This window comes from Acinetobacter calcoaceticus DSM 30006 = CIP 81.8, from assembly GCF_000368965.1.
Classification (GTDB): domain Bacteria; phylum Pseudomonadota; class Gammaproteobacteria; order Pseudomonadales; family Moraxellaceae; genus Acinetobacter; species Acinetobacter calcoaceticus.
Map to the genome: position 1 here is coordinate 1 of NZ_KB849778.1, position 15,900 is coordinate 15,900.

A 15,900-nucleotide genomic window follows, 5' to 3' on the forward strand; every position below is an offset into this window, starting at 1 on the left:
CGAGTAATTTAAACCAATCAATCAATGATAATATTTCGATCAATCAATCAGTAAAAATCCACACAAGTTGTTCTTCATAATCTCTTAATGATCTTCTTACTGGTTCGTCACCAGCAAGCTAGGTCGGCTATATTACTCTTAATCTCTTAAAAGTCAACAGGTAATTTCGATATTTTTAAAACTTATTCTCAAAACCAACTTCTTATCAAATTCATTACCTAAAGCAATCAACTCAATTCCAAGTAACTGTTTTTCAACAAGTTTCTATCTGCATCACCGCCGATGGATGTGCATTATAGACTATTAAATTCCCTTGGCAATACCTTTTTTCATATTAGTAAAACAACAGTTCGCTTTTTAATCAAAAATGCTAAAAATAGTCATTTTTTATATAAACATGGTTGTAAAAGCATCAATTTATCTAATATTTTTTCGTCCTGATTCTTTTCCTGCCACCTAAGTGGGCGACAATCAATATATTCACAATATCCACCTTCACCTTGTAGACATTGTTCATTCCAACTTAATTGATATTGGAAGCTTCCTACATATCCAGCAGCCAATCCAAACTTGTAGTCGCCACGGCTTTGTGCATAAAGTTCAAAAATAATTTTTCCATTTTTTTTACATTGCCAAGAAAATTCTCTTGGCAAATACATCTCTTTATCATTGGGTGTTCTAACTTTTGGATAAACGCGATGGATATGTAAATTTACATCTTCAGTAAAGCTTTCAACAGGCTTACCAAATTCTTGAATATCTAACCTTGAACATAAGATGATATTCCACTGATTTCTTATTTGTGTAAATGTAAGCTGAGTCGTTTCATTTAAATTAATAATTTGGCATGTATAGAAACATAAAGATAAAAACGGTAAATGTAGAGCCCTTGCATGTTTAAAGCGTCCTAATCCTTCAACTTGATACTTTTGTCCTTTATAAAAAATTTCACCCTCACATAAACATAAGGTTGACCAATAGTCTGAGACTCCCCACTGTAATGCAGAAGTATTAGAGATATTTTCTGGAATCTGAATAGTAAGATCACATCCCATTTCCGAGTCTAGTCGCTGAAGATGGATCTTTGGGATTTTCCACTCAATCAAATCTGTTTTATCAAACTGATATTGTTTTGAGTCAAACTGGCATTGCCGCCGAATAGAATAAGTTTTTAAATGTCCTACACTATGTTGGCTATTACTTACAAGTACAGTTGCAGTATCGATTGCCGAAGTCGTAATTGAGTGATTGTTATAGCAAAGAGGAATGCGCGGCTGTCCAACCATACTAATGTAATTAAAATAGCGCAGTGGAGCCGGTAGATTTGGAAGGATTAAACCTTGATAAACAATTTTAAAGAAGCCGCGAGAAGGTTGATAGACAACCCCCTCTTTGGCATTAAGGCCCAGCTGCTGTAATTGATTAATTTGATTCATCAACATAGGCATACCGAACCTCTTCTATTTTATGTTTTTATTGTTTCGTTACTCTTGCGTGCAAATAATGTCGTAACAAAACCAGATAGAGCATAGATTATTGAAACGGTCAAAATGCCCATTGGAATATTATAAGTGATTGCTGCAAAAATCAGTACTACTGGCAACATAACTACAAAAGGAACTCTTTTACGGTCCATTTGTTTGAAAGAGTAATATTTGATATTGGAGATCATGAGTAATCCCACAACAACCATAAGAACAGCATTAATGGTTTTAATCGCAATATCACGTAAATCAAAAATGAAAGGATAGTCGCGAGCAACCCACACGAGTGAAATAATGATAATGGCAGCCAATGGACTTGCAATTCCGATAAAATAGCGCTTATCAACCACACCAATTTGCACATTAAAACGTGCTAAACGGAAAGCTGCACATGCTGTATAAACAAAACAACATGCCAAGCCAATACGACCCAGATCATGCAAACTCCAGCTATACATAAGCATTGCAGGAGCTACACCAAAAGCCAATAAGTCTGAAAGAGAGTCATATTGCTCGCCAAAAGCACTTTGTGCGCCAATAGCTCGAGCAACTCGCCCATCTAAACCATCGAGTAAAGCTGCAATAAAGATAGCATAAATAGCTTGGGTAAAATCCCCATTCATACTCGCAATGATGGAATAGAAACCAGACAACAAAGCGGCTGTCGTAATTAAGTTAGGCCAAAGATAAATTCCTCGGCGCTTCACTTTTTGTCCTTCCGGATTATCTTCTTCTTCAACCACTTCGAATGTAATCCCATCAAATGAATGTTCATTATGAGTTAAATCTTGCTCTGGTTTAGGCGCATTTGTCATTATTTTCTATTCCAAACATGTGCATTGATTTAAGTTAACTGTTATTCACCTACTAACCAGCGAACAGCAGCATGGCCACCAATTTCTTGCATACGTAGATGCGGGAATAACCACTGTAGGGCTTGGTCAGCTTGTTCAGAGAACTGCCAAGGTGGATTAATCACCAATAGACCACAACCATTTAAGCCTACAGGTGTATCATCTGGCCATACACAGATTTCACAAACCAATTGACGGCGAATACCTGTTTTGAACATTTTCTTTTCAAAACGCTCAATCATCGCTCGGTCTTTAATTGGATACCAAACTGCAAAAACACCTGTTGGCCATTTTTTATAAGCTTGTTGTAAAAGTTCAACTAATTGCGGAAAGTCTTTACGCTCTAATTCGTAAGGCGGGTCAATCATGACCAAACCACGTTTTTCTTTCGGTGGAATAACGCCGAGCAAGCCTTCGTATGCATCACGCTCATGTAAACCTGCACGTTTATCATAAATGTTATGTCGCAATTGCTCAAAAACATCACGTTGCATTTCAAACACGGTTGCTTTATCAATCTCACGCATACCTTGCAAAGCAAACCATGGTGACCCCGGATAACTACCCTTACCTTCTTCAGAACGTAACTGTTCTACTAACTTCAAATATTGCTGGATTGCTTCAGGTGCCTGACGCTTTTCCATTTCAGATATCTGAACTAGTCGATGAATGCCTGTAAGAAACTCTCCAGATTTTTGTGAAGGTGCCAGAGATAAATTATATTTTCCTGCACCTCCATGCGTATCGATATAACGATAAGGTTTATCTTTAGCATTTAAACGGTTGAGAAGCTGTAGCAAAAGCACATGCTTCATAACATCTGCAAAGTTGCCCGCATGGAAATGGTGACGGTAATTCATGTTGACTTTAATTCCTCAATTCAACAAATAGTTTAACATGAAAAAAATATTCTTTCGTAAGGTTGTGATCATCTAAAATAGAGCAGCTTGATATTTTTACGATCTACTCGAGGTTATATGCTCTCTCACCTGCTTCCGGACTCATGGGATCTGGATCAAATTCTGGATGACTTAAATACGCATGGCTTTGCTATAATTAATCAAGCCTATTCGGATCAATATCGCGCGCAAGTCGCCAAAGAGTGTAGCTATCATATTGATGAATTTAGAGAAGCTGGTATTCAAAATGGTGTGGTGAGCAATATTCGTAGTGACCATATTCTCTGGATTAATGATCAACTCCCTATTGCTCAACAACATATTGAAACCTTAACTTCATTTTCGCAAAGTCTAAATCAAGCATTCTATTTAGGAATTAAAGAAGTTGAAGCTCATTTTGCCCGTTATAATTTGGGTGAGTTTTATGCTTTACACCGAGACAATCCTCAACAAAAAAATGATCGTATTATCTCAACAGTCTATTATTTACATCCAGAATGGCAAGAAGATTGGAGTGGTCAATTACGACTGCAAGATAAAAATGAGAAATGGCATATTGTTAACCCGGAACCCAATCGACTGGTGATATTTCAAAGCAACTTATTGCATGAAGTATTGGCTTCAAAGCAACAGAGGCTCTCGATTACGGCTTGGCTTCGTAGCGGAAATTCTATCTGGGTTTAAAAGCTACTCTTTAAATTTAGTAAATGAACCCGATATAAATGCTATTGATCAAGAGGGGCTAGGGCGTATGTCTATTGAAAGTAAAACGATTGTGAACAGAATTGGTGAGACAGATCAACTTTATTTGACTGAAAATACGCCTGAACTTGCTTTGGAGCGTGCCGATTTACGCTTGCAACTTGTCATATTAAGTCATGTTCGCCAAGAGCAGCTTCATTTTTTACAAGAAGCGATTGTTTTACTTGAACAAGCTCGTATGGAATATGAAGAGATGCCATTGAGTTTATATCTAAATTTATCTTTGCAGTTGGCTAAGGCCTATATGCTTTATTTTGAATTAAATAAAGAAAAACGTTTTGCGTTGATTACTCAACAAATTTTGAAGCCATTAGCCCACTATGAACATGCAGATATATATTTCTTCTTGGCTTATGCATCAGCAGCGCGAGAAGAGTCAGCACTAACCAGACATTGGTTAACTAAATATTTATCAACGAGTACATGTGATCTAGAATTACTTCACGCACATTCTGTCTTTAATTCAGTTCGCCAAGAACCATGGTATAAAAATTTAGTAAAATCAAAAACGCACTAAATATTTAATTTGAATCGGCCTGTTCTATATCTCATGTAAAACAGGCCTTATTTTTAACTTATCTCTTTACACTATCTTCATGTAGTTGTTCATTCAGCTCATCAATAACCACAATCCATTCATCATCTTTTTCCCAATGGCTCTTTAAAAAATCGCTTTGACCGTTTGACCAAAAAGAGGCTTCATGTAATTTCTGATCAGCCGGCAATTGATGTGTTTTGATAAAGCTCTCGATACTTGCTTCATCCGAATCTAAACCCAGCTGATCAAATAAAAGTTCTAAAGTAGGTTGCTGCTCAAACATTGTTATTCTCCTATAACTTGTTTTAAATCATCTATTAACTAATCTAACAATAAAACCTTTTTATATGCATGATAATGTTTATATTTTCTTGTTGTTTTTTGTGTTTGGTTTCGAATGATTAAATATAAAAAAGCACTCTAAAAAGAGTGCTTTTTTAACTTATCAAAAAGATAAATTATTTCAACATGTCAGCAATCGCTGCACGTTCTTCTTCAAGCTCATTTAACGTAAAGTTAATACGTTCACGGCTGAATTCATCAATTTCTAAACCTTGAACGATTTTGTATTCGCCGTTCTCAGTTGTTACAGGGAAACCGAACATAACGCCTTCTGGAATACCATAAGAACCATCAGATGGAATACCCATAGTTACCCATTTGCCGTTTGTACCAAGTGCCCAGTCGCGCATATGGTCAATTGCAGCGTTAGCAGCAGAAGCAGCAGAAGACAAACCACGTGCTTCGATAATCGCAGCACCACGTTTACCAACAGTTGGAAGGAACACATCTTTGTTCCATGCCACATCGTTGATTTTGTCTTTTAAGCTTTCGCCATTTGCAGTTGCAAAACGGTAGTCAGCATACATTGTTGGAGAGTGGTTACCCCAAACTGTTAAGTGTTCGATATCAGCAACTGCAACACCAGCTTTTTGAGCAACTTGAGTCAACGCACGGTTGTGGTCAAGACGCAACATAGCAGTGAAGTTTTTCGCTGGAAGGTCTGGAGCAGAGTTCATAGCGATGTAAGCGTTAGTGTTTGCAGGGTTACCTACAACTAACACTTTAACATCACGACTAGCAACTTCGTTTAATGCTTGACCTTGACCGATGAAAATTTCACCGTTAACTTTTAACAAGTCAGCACGTTCCATACCAGGACCACGTGGACGAGAACCTACCAATAAAGCGTAGTCAGCATCTTTAAATGCAACTTTCGGATCATCAGTCCCGATCATGCCAGCCAATAAAGGGAAAGCACAGTCATCAAGTTCCATCATTACGCCTTTAAGCGCTTGTTGAGCTTTTTCAACTGGAACTTCAAGCAATTGTAAAATAACAGGTTGATCTTTACCTAACATTTCACCGCTTGCGATACGGAATAATAAGCTGTAACCAATTTGACCTGCAGCGCCAGTCACGGCAACACGAACGGGTTGCTTCATGTAATTGTCTCCAATGAATGTCCTTAATCTAGCTAAATAGGAATTCCATCTAACTAAATCATCATAAACGGCAAAGATTGTACTCTAAAGATGTGGCAGATGCATGTAAAAGCGACTCATTTTCACCAAAAGTCTGATAGAAAATACAAATTAATATTTACAAAAAGATTCAATGCATGGTCAGCATTTTTTTACGAAATGATCGTCATCTTTAGTAACTGCCTTTAATCGTGATTTCACCTGGGCAATTCGATACCACATGATTTGCACATTGTTTATATTGGCCTTTTACCGTGTAACACACCTTCACTTCCGTTAAAACAACATCTGAACGAGATAACTGACAACTTAAACGAATACCATTTTGAGGCAGGCTCGGATTAAGACGAGTAAATTGCTGTTTTAAGGCGGACTGTTGAACTTCAACATTTGTCGAACTTGTAAGGCTAGCTGGAATTTTTAAACGTTCAGCAAAGTTAATGACTGTCCGGAAATATTGACTTGCATTCATAGGAACGCACCCCCCTACACTTTTCCAAAGCTGCACACGGGCATTGTTGTCAGGCATGACCCGAGCTACGACTTTAGATTGTAATGGAGAGAGAGCGGCCGAACTTTCTGTTGAACAATCGGTTTGATTTGTTTCTGGCATGAGGCCTGTAATTGTCAATGAATATCCTTCAAGACATTTACGCTGTTTTTGTTTAGAGGGATCTAACGCACATACGGCAGGTGTCATTTGTACATGCATAACGTACCCCTGCAAATTAACAGGTTCGGCATGCAAAACGGAACTCATCAATCCCACCCCTGCACAGATAAGCCACCATGCAAGTTGCAAAATTGAACGAAGTTCCAAATATCTATATTTCATTTAATTAAAACTTGAATATGCCAATTAAAAGAAGATCCATCATCAACAACCTTAAACTTAAGGCGATGTACGCATTGGAATGACTTTCATACGTTGTGATAACGATTGAGCCCCTTGCCCCAATATTACACCGTAATGTGTTGCATTAGTCATGACATGCTTGACATAGTCTCTGGTTTCTAACAATGGAATTGTCTCTGTATATTGGTCAGCTGGAATTGATTGATAGTCCGGTTGCCAACGTCTTGCCCGATTAGGTCCCGCATTATACCCTGCCGTAGCCAAAACAGGGTTATTGCTTAACTGCCCTTGAATCATCGACAAATAAAATGTTCCATATCGAATATTGGTATTCATTTCACTTAATGCCGCTGGATTATAAGTTTCACCCATTTGACGTGCAATCAACTTCGCCGTATCAGGCATAATTTGCATAAGACCGCCCGCTCCAACGTGAGAACGTGCGGAGGTAACAAACCGACTTTCTTGTCGCATTAAACCATAAGCCCACGCTGGATCAATTCCTGCATTGTAACTATGACTTACAACATTAGTCTTATGAGGCGTCACATAGCGATACGTATCATTATGTTTATTTGTTGTACGATCTGCTGCATAAATTGCACGGTCATACCACCCCATGTCATGGGCACGCTTTGCCGCAGCTAACAACACACCATCATCATGTTGAAGATAAGCTTGTCGAACTGCCCAGTTCCATTCTCGGTTAGTATAGGTTGGATTTGCATTAATACGTCTTAAAGTAAAAGCACGATTAAAGTGAACATTCTGATCTAAACGTCTTAAATCACTTGAAGTGGGCTGATCATCGTAAGGCTGATGATTATAACGTTCACCCAAACGATCTTTTGCTAAAAGGTTGTGATAGTCATCACCACTTTCAGCTAATTTTTTATAAATACGTTGTGCAGTATTTTTCGAACCACTATCACCGCGCTGCTCTGTTGCACGAGCAAGCCAATATTGCCAGCGGTCTTCTTGTTTTTGTGTAACGGTCATACTATCAATGGCACGGATTAAACTTTCCCACGCACCAAATCGAATTGCCTGACGCGCATAAATTTCAGCTTCTTCCGGACTTAGAGGATAACCATAACTTGCATCAAAATATTGAAGAACTTCACGATTGAAATTATTTTTCATGACCGTGGTGCCACCAATATAAGCCACGGTTCGATATAAATACTTTTGTATATTCTCTGGTGTACCTTGAGCGACACGTTGAACATTCGAAAAAGCATTGCTTAAGTCATTATTAGCCAAACGACCTAATGCAAAAATCAAATACGCATAATCTGTATCATTTGTTTTAGGTGCACTCCACAAATAATTGAGTGGATTAGCCTGAATTTGGTTAAGCTGCGCCAACGACAAATTCATTCCCAAAGTCTGTGCGGTAGCAAGGGCCTGCCCTGTTAAACCAGAACGTAACTGCACCCAAAGACGTTGTTGTTTATCTTGCTGACTCATTAATGGGCTAGATAACATCAAGCGTCCTAAGCCCACACAAGATTCAGGTTGCGATTCGGTGGCTAACCATACATCTTTGTATTCAGCAAAAACTAATGCATCACCGGTTTTAGCTCTCACCTGTGCCAATGCGCAATTTTCGGCCTGATCAGGATTAGTTACATAGGATAATAAAGGTTGTGCAGATGCGAAGTCAGCTTGTTTAACTTTTTCTTCAACATAATCGGCTGCTAATTTCTCAGCCATTGCTGATTGAGGATAACGTTGGGCAAAACTTACAATCGAAGCTGAAGGTTGAAAGCCAAGATTGGTATTAAGTTTCCAATATTCCGGATAATATCCCAATACATCATTTTGCATAGCAAGCTGATATTGGTCTAATAATGCTGTATTGCCACTATTTGCAGCGTTTAATGCGTCATTAAACTGCTCTTCGGCAGCATAGGTAAATGAACAACCAAGTAAACACATAGCTCCTAACCAGCTACGATGCATATATTTATTTGTCATTACACGACTATGGATTGATGAGCTCTTTCTACTTGGTCTCATAAATGTGTTAAACCCTGACTATTCACCTTCAGAGCATAGTTTAATTAGTCTTCGTACTTTCTTTTGTTGTGTTATGTAACTCTCTGATTCAGCATCATTAAAATTTACATAATTTACTTCAAAAAAACCGTGTCATGTTCTGAAGGTTTACTGTTATCGGTTCGGCCCAAATACTGCTATAATGAATGGTTTGACCCATTTTGGGCAAATTTATTCTTTTTTAGATCGATCTGTTAGGAGCCTGCATGACGGTTCAAACCTTCATTCCCAATGGTGCCAAAGCTGCCTCAGAAAACACTGTTACCCAGCCAACGCACACCACTGATGTTTCAATAAAAAAACTTTATATTGAAACTCAAGGGTGTCAGATGAATGAGTATGACAGTCACCGTATGGCAGACCTTTTAGGGGACTCTCACGGTTACATTTTAACGAGCAACCCTAATGAAGCAGATATCCTGCTCATGAATACATGCTCTATCCGTGAAAAAGCACAGGAAAAAGTATTCAGTGAATTAGGACGCTGGCGCAAACTAAAAGACAAAAATCCTGATCTTGTGATTGGTGTTGGTGGGTGTGTTGCCTCTCAAGAAGGTGACAACATTCAAAAACGTGCGCCTTATGTGGACATGATTTTTGGCCCTCAAACATTACACCGTTTACCGCAAATGCTTGATCAACATAATGCTCAAGTAGAAAAACCAAAAAAAGACAAAATCAAACTGGTTGATATTTCTTTCCCAGATATTGAAAAGTTCGACTTTTTACCAGAACCACGTGTAGAAGGCTTTAAAGCCTTTGTTTCTATTATGGAAGGCTGTTCTAAATACTGTTCTTTCTGTGTAGTTCCCTATACACGCGGTGAAGAAGTTTCTCGACCATTAGACGATGTACTTGCAGAAATTGCAGGACTTGCTGAAAAAGGTGTCCGTGAAATTTCTCTTCTTGGACAAAATGTAAATGGTTACCGCGGTGAAACCTTTGAAGGTGGCATCTGTACTTTCCCTGAATTGTTACGACTCGTTGCAGAAATTCCGGGTATTGGACGCTTACGCTATACAACTTCGCACCCACTTGAGTTCTCTGATGAGCTTATTCAGTGTTATGAAGATTTACCTCAAATGGTGTCACATTTACACTTGCCGGTACAAAGTGGTTCGAATGATGTTTTAAAAGCAATGAAGCGAAATCATACGATTGATGTCTATATTGATAAAATTGCGAAGCTACGCAAAATTCGTCCAGATATGCATTTATCAAGTGACTTTATTATTGGCTTCCCTGGTGAAACCGATGAAAATTTTGCAGAAACATTAAAATTTATCAATGATTTAGACTTCGATCATTCGTATAGTTTTGTTTATTCAAAACGCCCAGGTACGCCAGCATCAGACTTGCCAGACACCACGCCTGAACAAGTTAAAAAAGAGCGTTTAGCTCAAGTTCAAAAAGTAATTAAGCAGTCTAGTATTGAAAAAACAGATGCCATGTTAGGTAAAATTGAACGTGTACTTATTGAAAAAGTATCTGATCAAGACCCTAATATTTTAATTGGTACTGCTGACAATACACGTCTGGTAACTTTCGTTGGTGATGCGACTTGGGTTGGTCGTTTTGCAGAGATCGAGATTACTGAAATTAAAACTTTAAATTTTGTTTACGGTGAGCTCTTGAATCTTGAACCTGACGTGGCGTAATGTAGAGGTATTCTAAAGTCTACTGAAAGGTTTTCTCTTGACTGCAGCGATTCGACGTACCGTAACATTTCCTGAAATTTCAATGGAACGTTTAAAGAGCATTCTGGGTGCCTATAATGGGCACCTGAAGCAAATTGAACAGCGTTTAGATGTCAAAATTACTCATCGTGGAGATGTTTTTCACATAGATGGTGAAATTGATGCTGTTGGGAGAGCCGAAGCATTATTGCAACGACTCTACGAAGAGTCTGAGCTATCCCAGCAAATCAGTGCCGATCTATTACACCTCCTCATTCAATCTTCACAAACTGAACGCAATTTCGAGTTGGTTGGTGACGAAATGGATGAAAATGATGGGCCGCTCGATGTCTATTTCCAGACACGAAAAGGCCGCATTAATCCACGTGGTGCCAATCAAAAACGTTATGTACAACGTATTTTACAAAGCGATATTTCTTTTGGTGTAGGCCCTGCTGGTACAGGTAAAACCTATTTAGCAGTTGCCGCCGCCGTAGATATGCTAGAACGTAATGAAATCCAGCGGATTTTACTTGTACGCCCTGCTGTAGAAGCTGGAGAAAAGCTGGGTTTCTTACCTGGTGATTTAACCCAGAAAATTGACCCATATCTACGCCCTCTTTACGATGCCCTTTACGAAATGCTTGGCTTTGAAAAAGTTGCCAAGTTAATTGAGCGTCAAGTAATTGAAGTTGCACCTCTTGCATATATGCGTGGTCGCACACTTAACCATTCATTTGTAATTTTGGATGAAGCTCAAAACACAACACCTGAACAAATGAAAATGTTCTTGACCCGTTTAGGTTTTGGCTCTCGTGCAGTAATTACAGGTGACATTACTCAAGTCGATTTACCTAAAGGTCAACAATCTGGTCTGGCACACGCACTTCGTGTACTCGAAAATATTACAGAAATTCATATTACCCGTTTCCATTCCCGCGATGTTGTACGTCATCAACTTGTTCAAAAAATTGTTGAAGCGTATGAAGGTTGGGATGGAGAACAACATCGTCTTAATGCTGAAGCACGTGCTGAACGCAAAGCACGTCAAGAAGCGTTAATGACTGAAAACGATACAGCAGCAGACTTGCAACATCAGGATGCCTAGGGTTTGTTGAATATTCAAAATTGGATTGCGTTGTCGGCTAAAATTGAGCAGGCAAGGCATGAAATGTAGGGAATGGCGAGCCCCTTTCCAAGTTTCATAACGTAGTCTGAGATAATTTTAGCTACAACCCTTCGGGACAAGAGTGTTTCTTGCTGCTACGTTGTTGTGAACTATTCATTTAGAATAACTAAATTTCATAGTCCACGCCTAGTATCATCTAAAAAACACTCGATGTCGCAATCATCTGTGAATGTTCAACAGACCCTAAGGATTCATTTTGAAAATCAGCTTAACTTTACAACAAGACTTCCTATCACCTGAGTTAGAGCTCAAACGAGCTCAACTCAAAAAAATTATTGAGACAACTTTACGCCACGTTGGTTATAAAGATGATTGCGAAATTGGCGTTGCTTGTGTCGATTTAGCAGAAAGCCAACAACTTAATCTGCAATATCGAGAGAAAGATAAACCAACCAATGTTTTATCATTTCCAAGTGATATTCCTGAAGAAGTTTTACCAATGCTCGATGCCTTTCCTCTGGGTGACTTAGTCATTTGTATTCCAGTTGTATTGCAAGAAGCGGTTGAACAAAAGAAAACAGCTCAAGAACACTTTGCACATTTATTAGTACATGGTGTTTTACATTTATTAGGCTATGACCACGAAACTAGTGATGAAGAAGCTGAAGAAATGGAAGGGCTTGAAGTTGAAATTTTAGCAAAGCTGAATATAGACAATCCTTACCAAGAACAGATCTAATCATTATTGATTAGATTAAAAACCTAGTCTGTCTTCAGATATAATTTTGTCTAATTAATTAAAATCAATGTGGATAAGCCAAAACTTATCCACATTTTTTATTAATGCACTTCAAATTCTGCTTGAGCCGGATCGAAACGCCAAGTACGGACAATACGCAATTCAGAAATATCTTTCATATTGGTATCAAAATGTCCAAATGGTGCGCCGCGACGTACTGAAGACTTTGCAGCTTCATCCAATACTGAATGCCCTGAACTTTCAAGCAATCGAATTGCACGAATCCCACCTTGAGCATTTAAAATAACCATTAAACGAACTTCGCCTTTCAACTGTTGCAGTTTGGCTTCTTCTGGATAATAGCGATTACCATACAACTCCACTTTCTCACGGAATTTATCTAAATAAGCAGCCGAGGCATCTTTTTTCGCCTGAATTCCATCTACTGTTTTTATTTTTTGCTGGCGACTGAAATCTTGTCTACGTTGTAAATATTGTGCTTCGAGACTTGCAACCATCGCAGCTTTTGCCTGAAATTGACTTTGTAATTGTTCTAATTCTTTTTTCCTTTGACTGGCGTCAGCTTGTTTTTGCCAACTCAAAACAGTCATTAATACTTTTTCTTCAAATTTAAGCTCTCTTTGTTGCTGAACCTTTTGCAAACTTTCTAACTGCGCATCTCCAGTTGAAGCATCATTAGGCATAGGATTTGGAGTATCACTAGAGGTACGGTGGGCTTCTCGAAATGCACCTGAACCTTGCTGGTCAGCTTGCGCCAAAAAGTCTGCCTGCTGCACTTGCTCATTGCTTGATCGAATTGAAATTGCAATTTCTTTAGTAGATTGCTCTGATGAGCTAGGCATCGCAAAGTGAATGAGCAACACAAAAATATGCAGTAAGATTGCCAATATTGTCGCAGCAATAAAGACTCGGTCTTGCCACCAATGATAAAAAGGCTCTATGGATAGACTTCTTTTATTCAACATAATTTTAAAAGCATGTAAATGCCTTTTCCCCACGGTTTAATACCGAATAAAATATAAACTGATATTCAAATCTGGATAAAAGTGTGATTCACTTCAAACATAGAGTTTTATCCATTTTCATTTTGTCAAAATGTATCAATTAAATTTGTTACACTGCAATATCAAAACTCGTTTTTCTCATAATAAAGATTGTGTTGGTTCTTAAGTAAATTATCTTCTGGAAGTTCTTTTATGCAAACGCTATTTTCCTCATTAGTCAGACGCCTTCAAAAAGTCTACCAAAAAGCTGAAGCATTCATTGAAGAAGAAAGAGATTTTACGCTATCACAAACCTTTCTGAATGCGACTTTACAACGTTATGTCACCAATAATGTTGGTTTTTTAGATGACCTCCATGCCGATCTTTATCATGACTGGTTAAGGTTATATGCAACCTTACATGTAAAAGGCCTAGAGACGACATTATCTGTTGATTTAAAACTGATTCAGATGGAATTTAATAAAGAACAACAGCTTTTGGTTTTTGAACAAATTAGTAATACACAAATTATTGAAGCAAAATATAAAAACTTTTGGCAGAAGATTGCCGTAAAAGCCGCAGTTTTTTACTACCATAAAATTTTAAAAAAAGATCCTTTAGGAATGATTCTTGAACGTTTTAATGTAGCAGAAGAACGTGATGAACTCATATTTCTTGATCTCAACCGCTGGTTTGGTAAAAAAGCCAGTATCATCGAGACACTAGGTAAAGTGCATGTAAATTACGCACGAGTTCGTGAGGCTGAGTTAGTCGTATTTGGAAATGTTAATTTAGCCGCCCTGCTTTACCGTGATCAGGACGATGATTTTGAAGATGACCTAGAAGATTCTGAAATCACACCAATCCAGCAAAAAGATGTATAAAGCTGTGATGAATAAAAATGAATTAACTGCCAAAAAACACAAATAGATTACACATTTAGCATAAATCCTGATTTTTTCTCCATGATCAACAGGCATAATATGTTTAAGTTATAGATGCATCAGCACTGACTTTTCAGTCTGTACAAGGATATTTACTTATGGCAACAAAATTTCTGAAATCATTTGGCATCGCAACAGGTATTTCAACAACTTTGCTTTTTGCAGGCTTCTCAAGTCATGCACTTGCCATGAGCCCATTTCAGGCAAATTATCAGTTTACTTATAATAATAAAGGTATGGGTTCGGCGACACGTGCCTTAAGCCAACAAGGTAATAATTGGACTTATAATTTCACTGCAAAAGCAGGTGGAATTGCTTCTGCAAGTGAAACAAGTAAATTTAGTTTTGCTAATGGTAAAATTGGATCTCAAAGTTTTAGCCGTACCAGCAAAATTTTGATTCATAACAACACCATGAATATTAACTTTAATCCAAACAGCAAAACTATTTCTACCAAGAAAGATGATAAAGCACGTTCATTCGCTTGGCAGGCTGGCGTACTTGACGAGTTAAATGCAGAATTACAACTTCGTGAAGACCTAAAAAATGGTTCACTTAAAACCTCTTATCCACTTGCAGATGCAAAAGAAGTTGAAAATCGTCGCTTTGTAAAACAAGGTAATGAAAAAATTAAAACATCTTATGGAACATTCGATACCATTAAAGTCGTTTTACAACACAGCAAGCCTGAACGCAGTACAGTCTTTTGGTTAGCTCCAAAACTAGATTATTTACCAGTTAAAGTCAGCCATATTGATGGTAAAACTTCTTATGGCCTGTTATTAACAAGTTATACAGGTAAGACGAATTAAAGCTTGCATTTTTTCGGATGCTTTTTAAAATACGCATTTGCTTTAAAAGCATCCGTCTAGAGGATTCTCCCGTGCACGCACTAGAACAGAAAATCTTAACAGAAGGTATCGTTCTATCTGATCAAGTCTTGAAAGTCGACGCTTTCTTAAACCACCAAATTGATCCTGTACTCATGCAGCAGATTGGTAAAGAATTTGCCGCTCGCTTTAAAGATGCAGGGATTACCAAGATTATTACCATTGAAGCATCAGGTATTGCACCTGCAATCATGGCAGGTTTAGAACTTGGTGTACCTGTAATTTTCGCTCGTAAATATCAGTCATTGACGTTAAAAGATGACTTATATCGCTCTAAAGTATTTAGTTTTACTAAACAAACTGAAAGCACAATTGCGATTTCAAACAAACACCTTCATTCAACTGATAAAGCATTAGTTATTGATGACTTCTTGGCGAATGGTCAAGCAGCATTAGGACTAATTGATTTAATTCACCAAGCCAATGCAGAAGTTGTTGGCGTAGGTATTGTGATTGAAAAATCATTCCAATCAGGTCGTGATTTATTGCTTGAAAAAGGCTACCGAGTTGAGTCATTAGCACGTGTTCTTTCTCTTACAGATGGCAAAGTTACCTTTGTAAAAGAATAAATTGTGCAAA

At 38.0% G+C, this 15,900-nt stretch carries 15 protein-coding genes and 1 pseudogene; 8 read left to right on the forward strand and 8 right to left on the reverse strand.

Annotation, left to right across the window (positions count from 1 at the left end):
- Nucleotides 1–370: 370 nt before the first annotated feature.
- The 3 genes and pseudogenes from F936_RS00005 to F936_RS00015 all read right to left on the reverse strand — a co-directional run bounded on the left by F936_RS00005 (nt 371) and on the right by F936_RS00015 (nt 3,198).
- Nucleotides 371–1,448: pseudogene (locus tag F936_RS00005) on the reverse strand (DUF6670 family protein).
- A 17-nt stretch (nt 1,449–1,465) separates the two neighbouring features.
- On the reverse strand, nt 1,466–2,299 hold the full coding sequence (pssA, locus tag F936_RS00010; protein ID WP_005043810.1) for a CDP-diacylglycerol--serine O-phosphatidyltransferase: 834 nt from the start codon (nt 2,297–2,299) through the stop codon (nt 1,466–1,468).
- Nucleotides 2,300–2,340: 41 nt separating this feature from the next.
- A complete protein-coding gene (locus F936_RS00015) occupies nt 2,341–3,198 on the reverse strand; it encodes a 23S rRNA (adenine(2030)-N(6))-methyltransferase RlmJ (RefSeq protein WP_003653584.1) in 858 nt (285 codons plus the stop codon).
- Nucleotides 3,199–3,315: 117 nt separating this feature from the next.
- Between F936_RS00015 and F936_RS00020 the strand changes: the two genes are divergently transcribed.
- Together F936_RS00020 and F936_RS00025 are read left to right on the forward strand one after the other, a co-directional pair.
- Nucleotides 3,316–3,921, forward strand: coding sequence for a 2OG-Fe(II) oxygenase (locus F936_RS00020; protein WP_005043813.1), 606 nt, complete (start codon nt 3,316–3,318; stop codon nt 3,919–3,921).
- 67 nt (nt 3,922–3,988) lie between these two features.
- Nucleotides 3,989–4,516 carry a hypothetical protein gene (locus F936_RS00025; protein ID WP_005043816.1) on the forward strand — a complete coding sequence of 176 codons (528 nt, stop codon included), beginning with the start codon at nt 3,989–3,991 and terminating at the stop codon, nt 4,514–4,516.
- A gap of 58 nt (nt 4,517–4,574) precedes the next feature.
- Here the strand turns inward: F936_RS00025 and F936_RS00030 are convergent, their stop codons facing one another.
- The 4 genes from F936_RS00030 to F936_RS00045 all read right to left on the reverse strand — a co-directional run bounded on the left by F936_RS00030 (nt 4,575) and on the right by F936_RS00045 (nt 8,857).
- Nucleotides 4,575–4,820: a DUF2789 family protein gene (locus tag F936_RS00030; protein ID WP_005038520.1), complete on the reverse strand. Its 246-nt coding sequence runs from the start codon at nt 4,818–4,820 to the stop codon at nt 4,575–4,577.
- A gap of 175 nt (nt 4,821–4,995) precedes the next feature.
- Nucleotides 4,996–5,982, reverse strand: coding sequence for a malate dehydrogenase (locus tag F936_RS00035; RefSeq protein ID WP_005043818.1), 987 nt, complete (start codon nt 5,980–5,982; stop codon nt 4,996–4,998).
- A gap of 211 nt (nt 5,983–6,193) precedes the next feature.
- Nucleotides 6,194–6,856 (reverse strand): ribonuclease T2 family protein, encoded by a 663-nt coding sequence (locus F936_RS00040; protein WP_017390098.1) that lies wholly within the window; start codon nt 6,854–6,856, stop codon nt 6,194–6,196.
- A 57-nt stretch (nt 6,857–6,913) separates the two neighbouring features.
- Nucleotides 6,914–8,857: a lytic transglycosylase domain-containing protein gene (locus F936_RS00045; RefSeq protein ID WP_005043823.1), complete on the reverse strand. Its 1,944-nt coding sequence runs from the start codon at nt 8,855–8,857 to the stop codon at nt 6,914–6,916.
- A gap of 287 nt (nt 8,858–9,144) precedes the next feature.
- Between F936_RS00045 and miaB the strand changes: the two genes are divergently transcribed.
- The 3 genes from miaB to ybeY all read left to right on the forward strand — a co-directional run bounded on the left by miaB (nt 9,145) and on the right by ybeY (nt 12,482).
- The gene (miaB, locus tag F936_RS00050; RefSeq protein ID WP_005043824.1) at nt 9,145–10,596 is read left to right on the forward strand and encodes a tRNA (N6-isopentenyl adenosine(37)-C2)-methylthiotransferase MiaB; all 1,452 of its coding nucleotides are present in this window, start codon (nt 9,145–9,147) and stop codon (nt 10,594–10,596) included.
- Between the two features lie 37 nt (nt 10,597–10,633).
- A complete protein-coding gene (locus F936_RS00055; protein ID WP_005043825.1) occupies nt 10,634–11,722 on the forward strand; it encodes a PhoH family protein in 1,089 nt (362 codons plus the stop codon).
- 277 nt (nt 11,723–11,999) lie between these two features.
- A complete protein-coding gene (gene ybeY / locus F936_RS00060) occupies nt 12,000–12,482 on the forward strand; it encodes an rRNA maturation RNase YbeY (RefSeq protein ID WP_004639474.1) in 483 nt (160 codons plus the stop codon).
- A 101-nt stretch (nt 12,483–12,583) separates the two neighbouring features.
- Here the strand turns inward: ybeY and F936_RS00065 are convergent, their stop codons facing one another.
- Nucleotides 12,584–13,468: an energy transducer TonB gene (locus tag F936_RS00065; RefSeq protein ID WP_005043828.1), complete on the reverse strand. Its 885-nt coding sequence runs from the start codon at nt 13,466–13,468 to the stop codon at nt 12,584–12,586.
- Nucleotides 13,469–13,699: 231 nt separating this feature from the next.
- Here F936_RS00065 and F936_RS00070 point away from each other — a divergent pair, with 231 nt between their 5' ends.
- The 3 genes from F936_RS00070 (at nt 13,700) to F936_RS00080 (ending at nt 15,890) form a co-directional block, all read left to right on the forward strand.
- Nucleotides 13,700–14,371: a hypothetical protein gene (locus F936_RS00070; protein ID WP_005043829.1), complete on the forward strand. Its 672-nt coding sequence runs from the start codon at nt 13,700–13,702 to the stop codon at nt 14,369–14,371.
- Between the two features lie 158 nt (nt 14,372–14,529).
- Nucleotides 14,530–15,243: a DUF3108 domain-containing protein gene (locus tag F936_RS00075; protein WP_003653602.1), complete on the forward strand. Its 714-nt coding sequence runs from the start codon at nt 14,530–14,532 to the stop codon at nt 15,241–15,243.
- Nucleotides 15,244–15,314: 71 nt separating this feature from the next.
- The gene (locus F936_RS00080; protein WP_004639480.1) at nt 15,315–15,890 is read left to right on the forward strand and encodes a xanthine phosphoribosyltransferase; all 576 of its coding nucleotides are present in this window, start codon (nt 15,315–15,317) and stop codon (nt 15,888–15,890) included.
- Nucleotides 15,891–15,900: the final 10 nt, after the last annotated feature.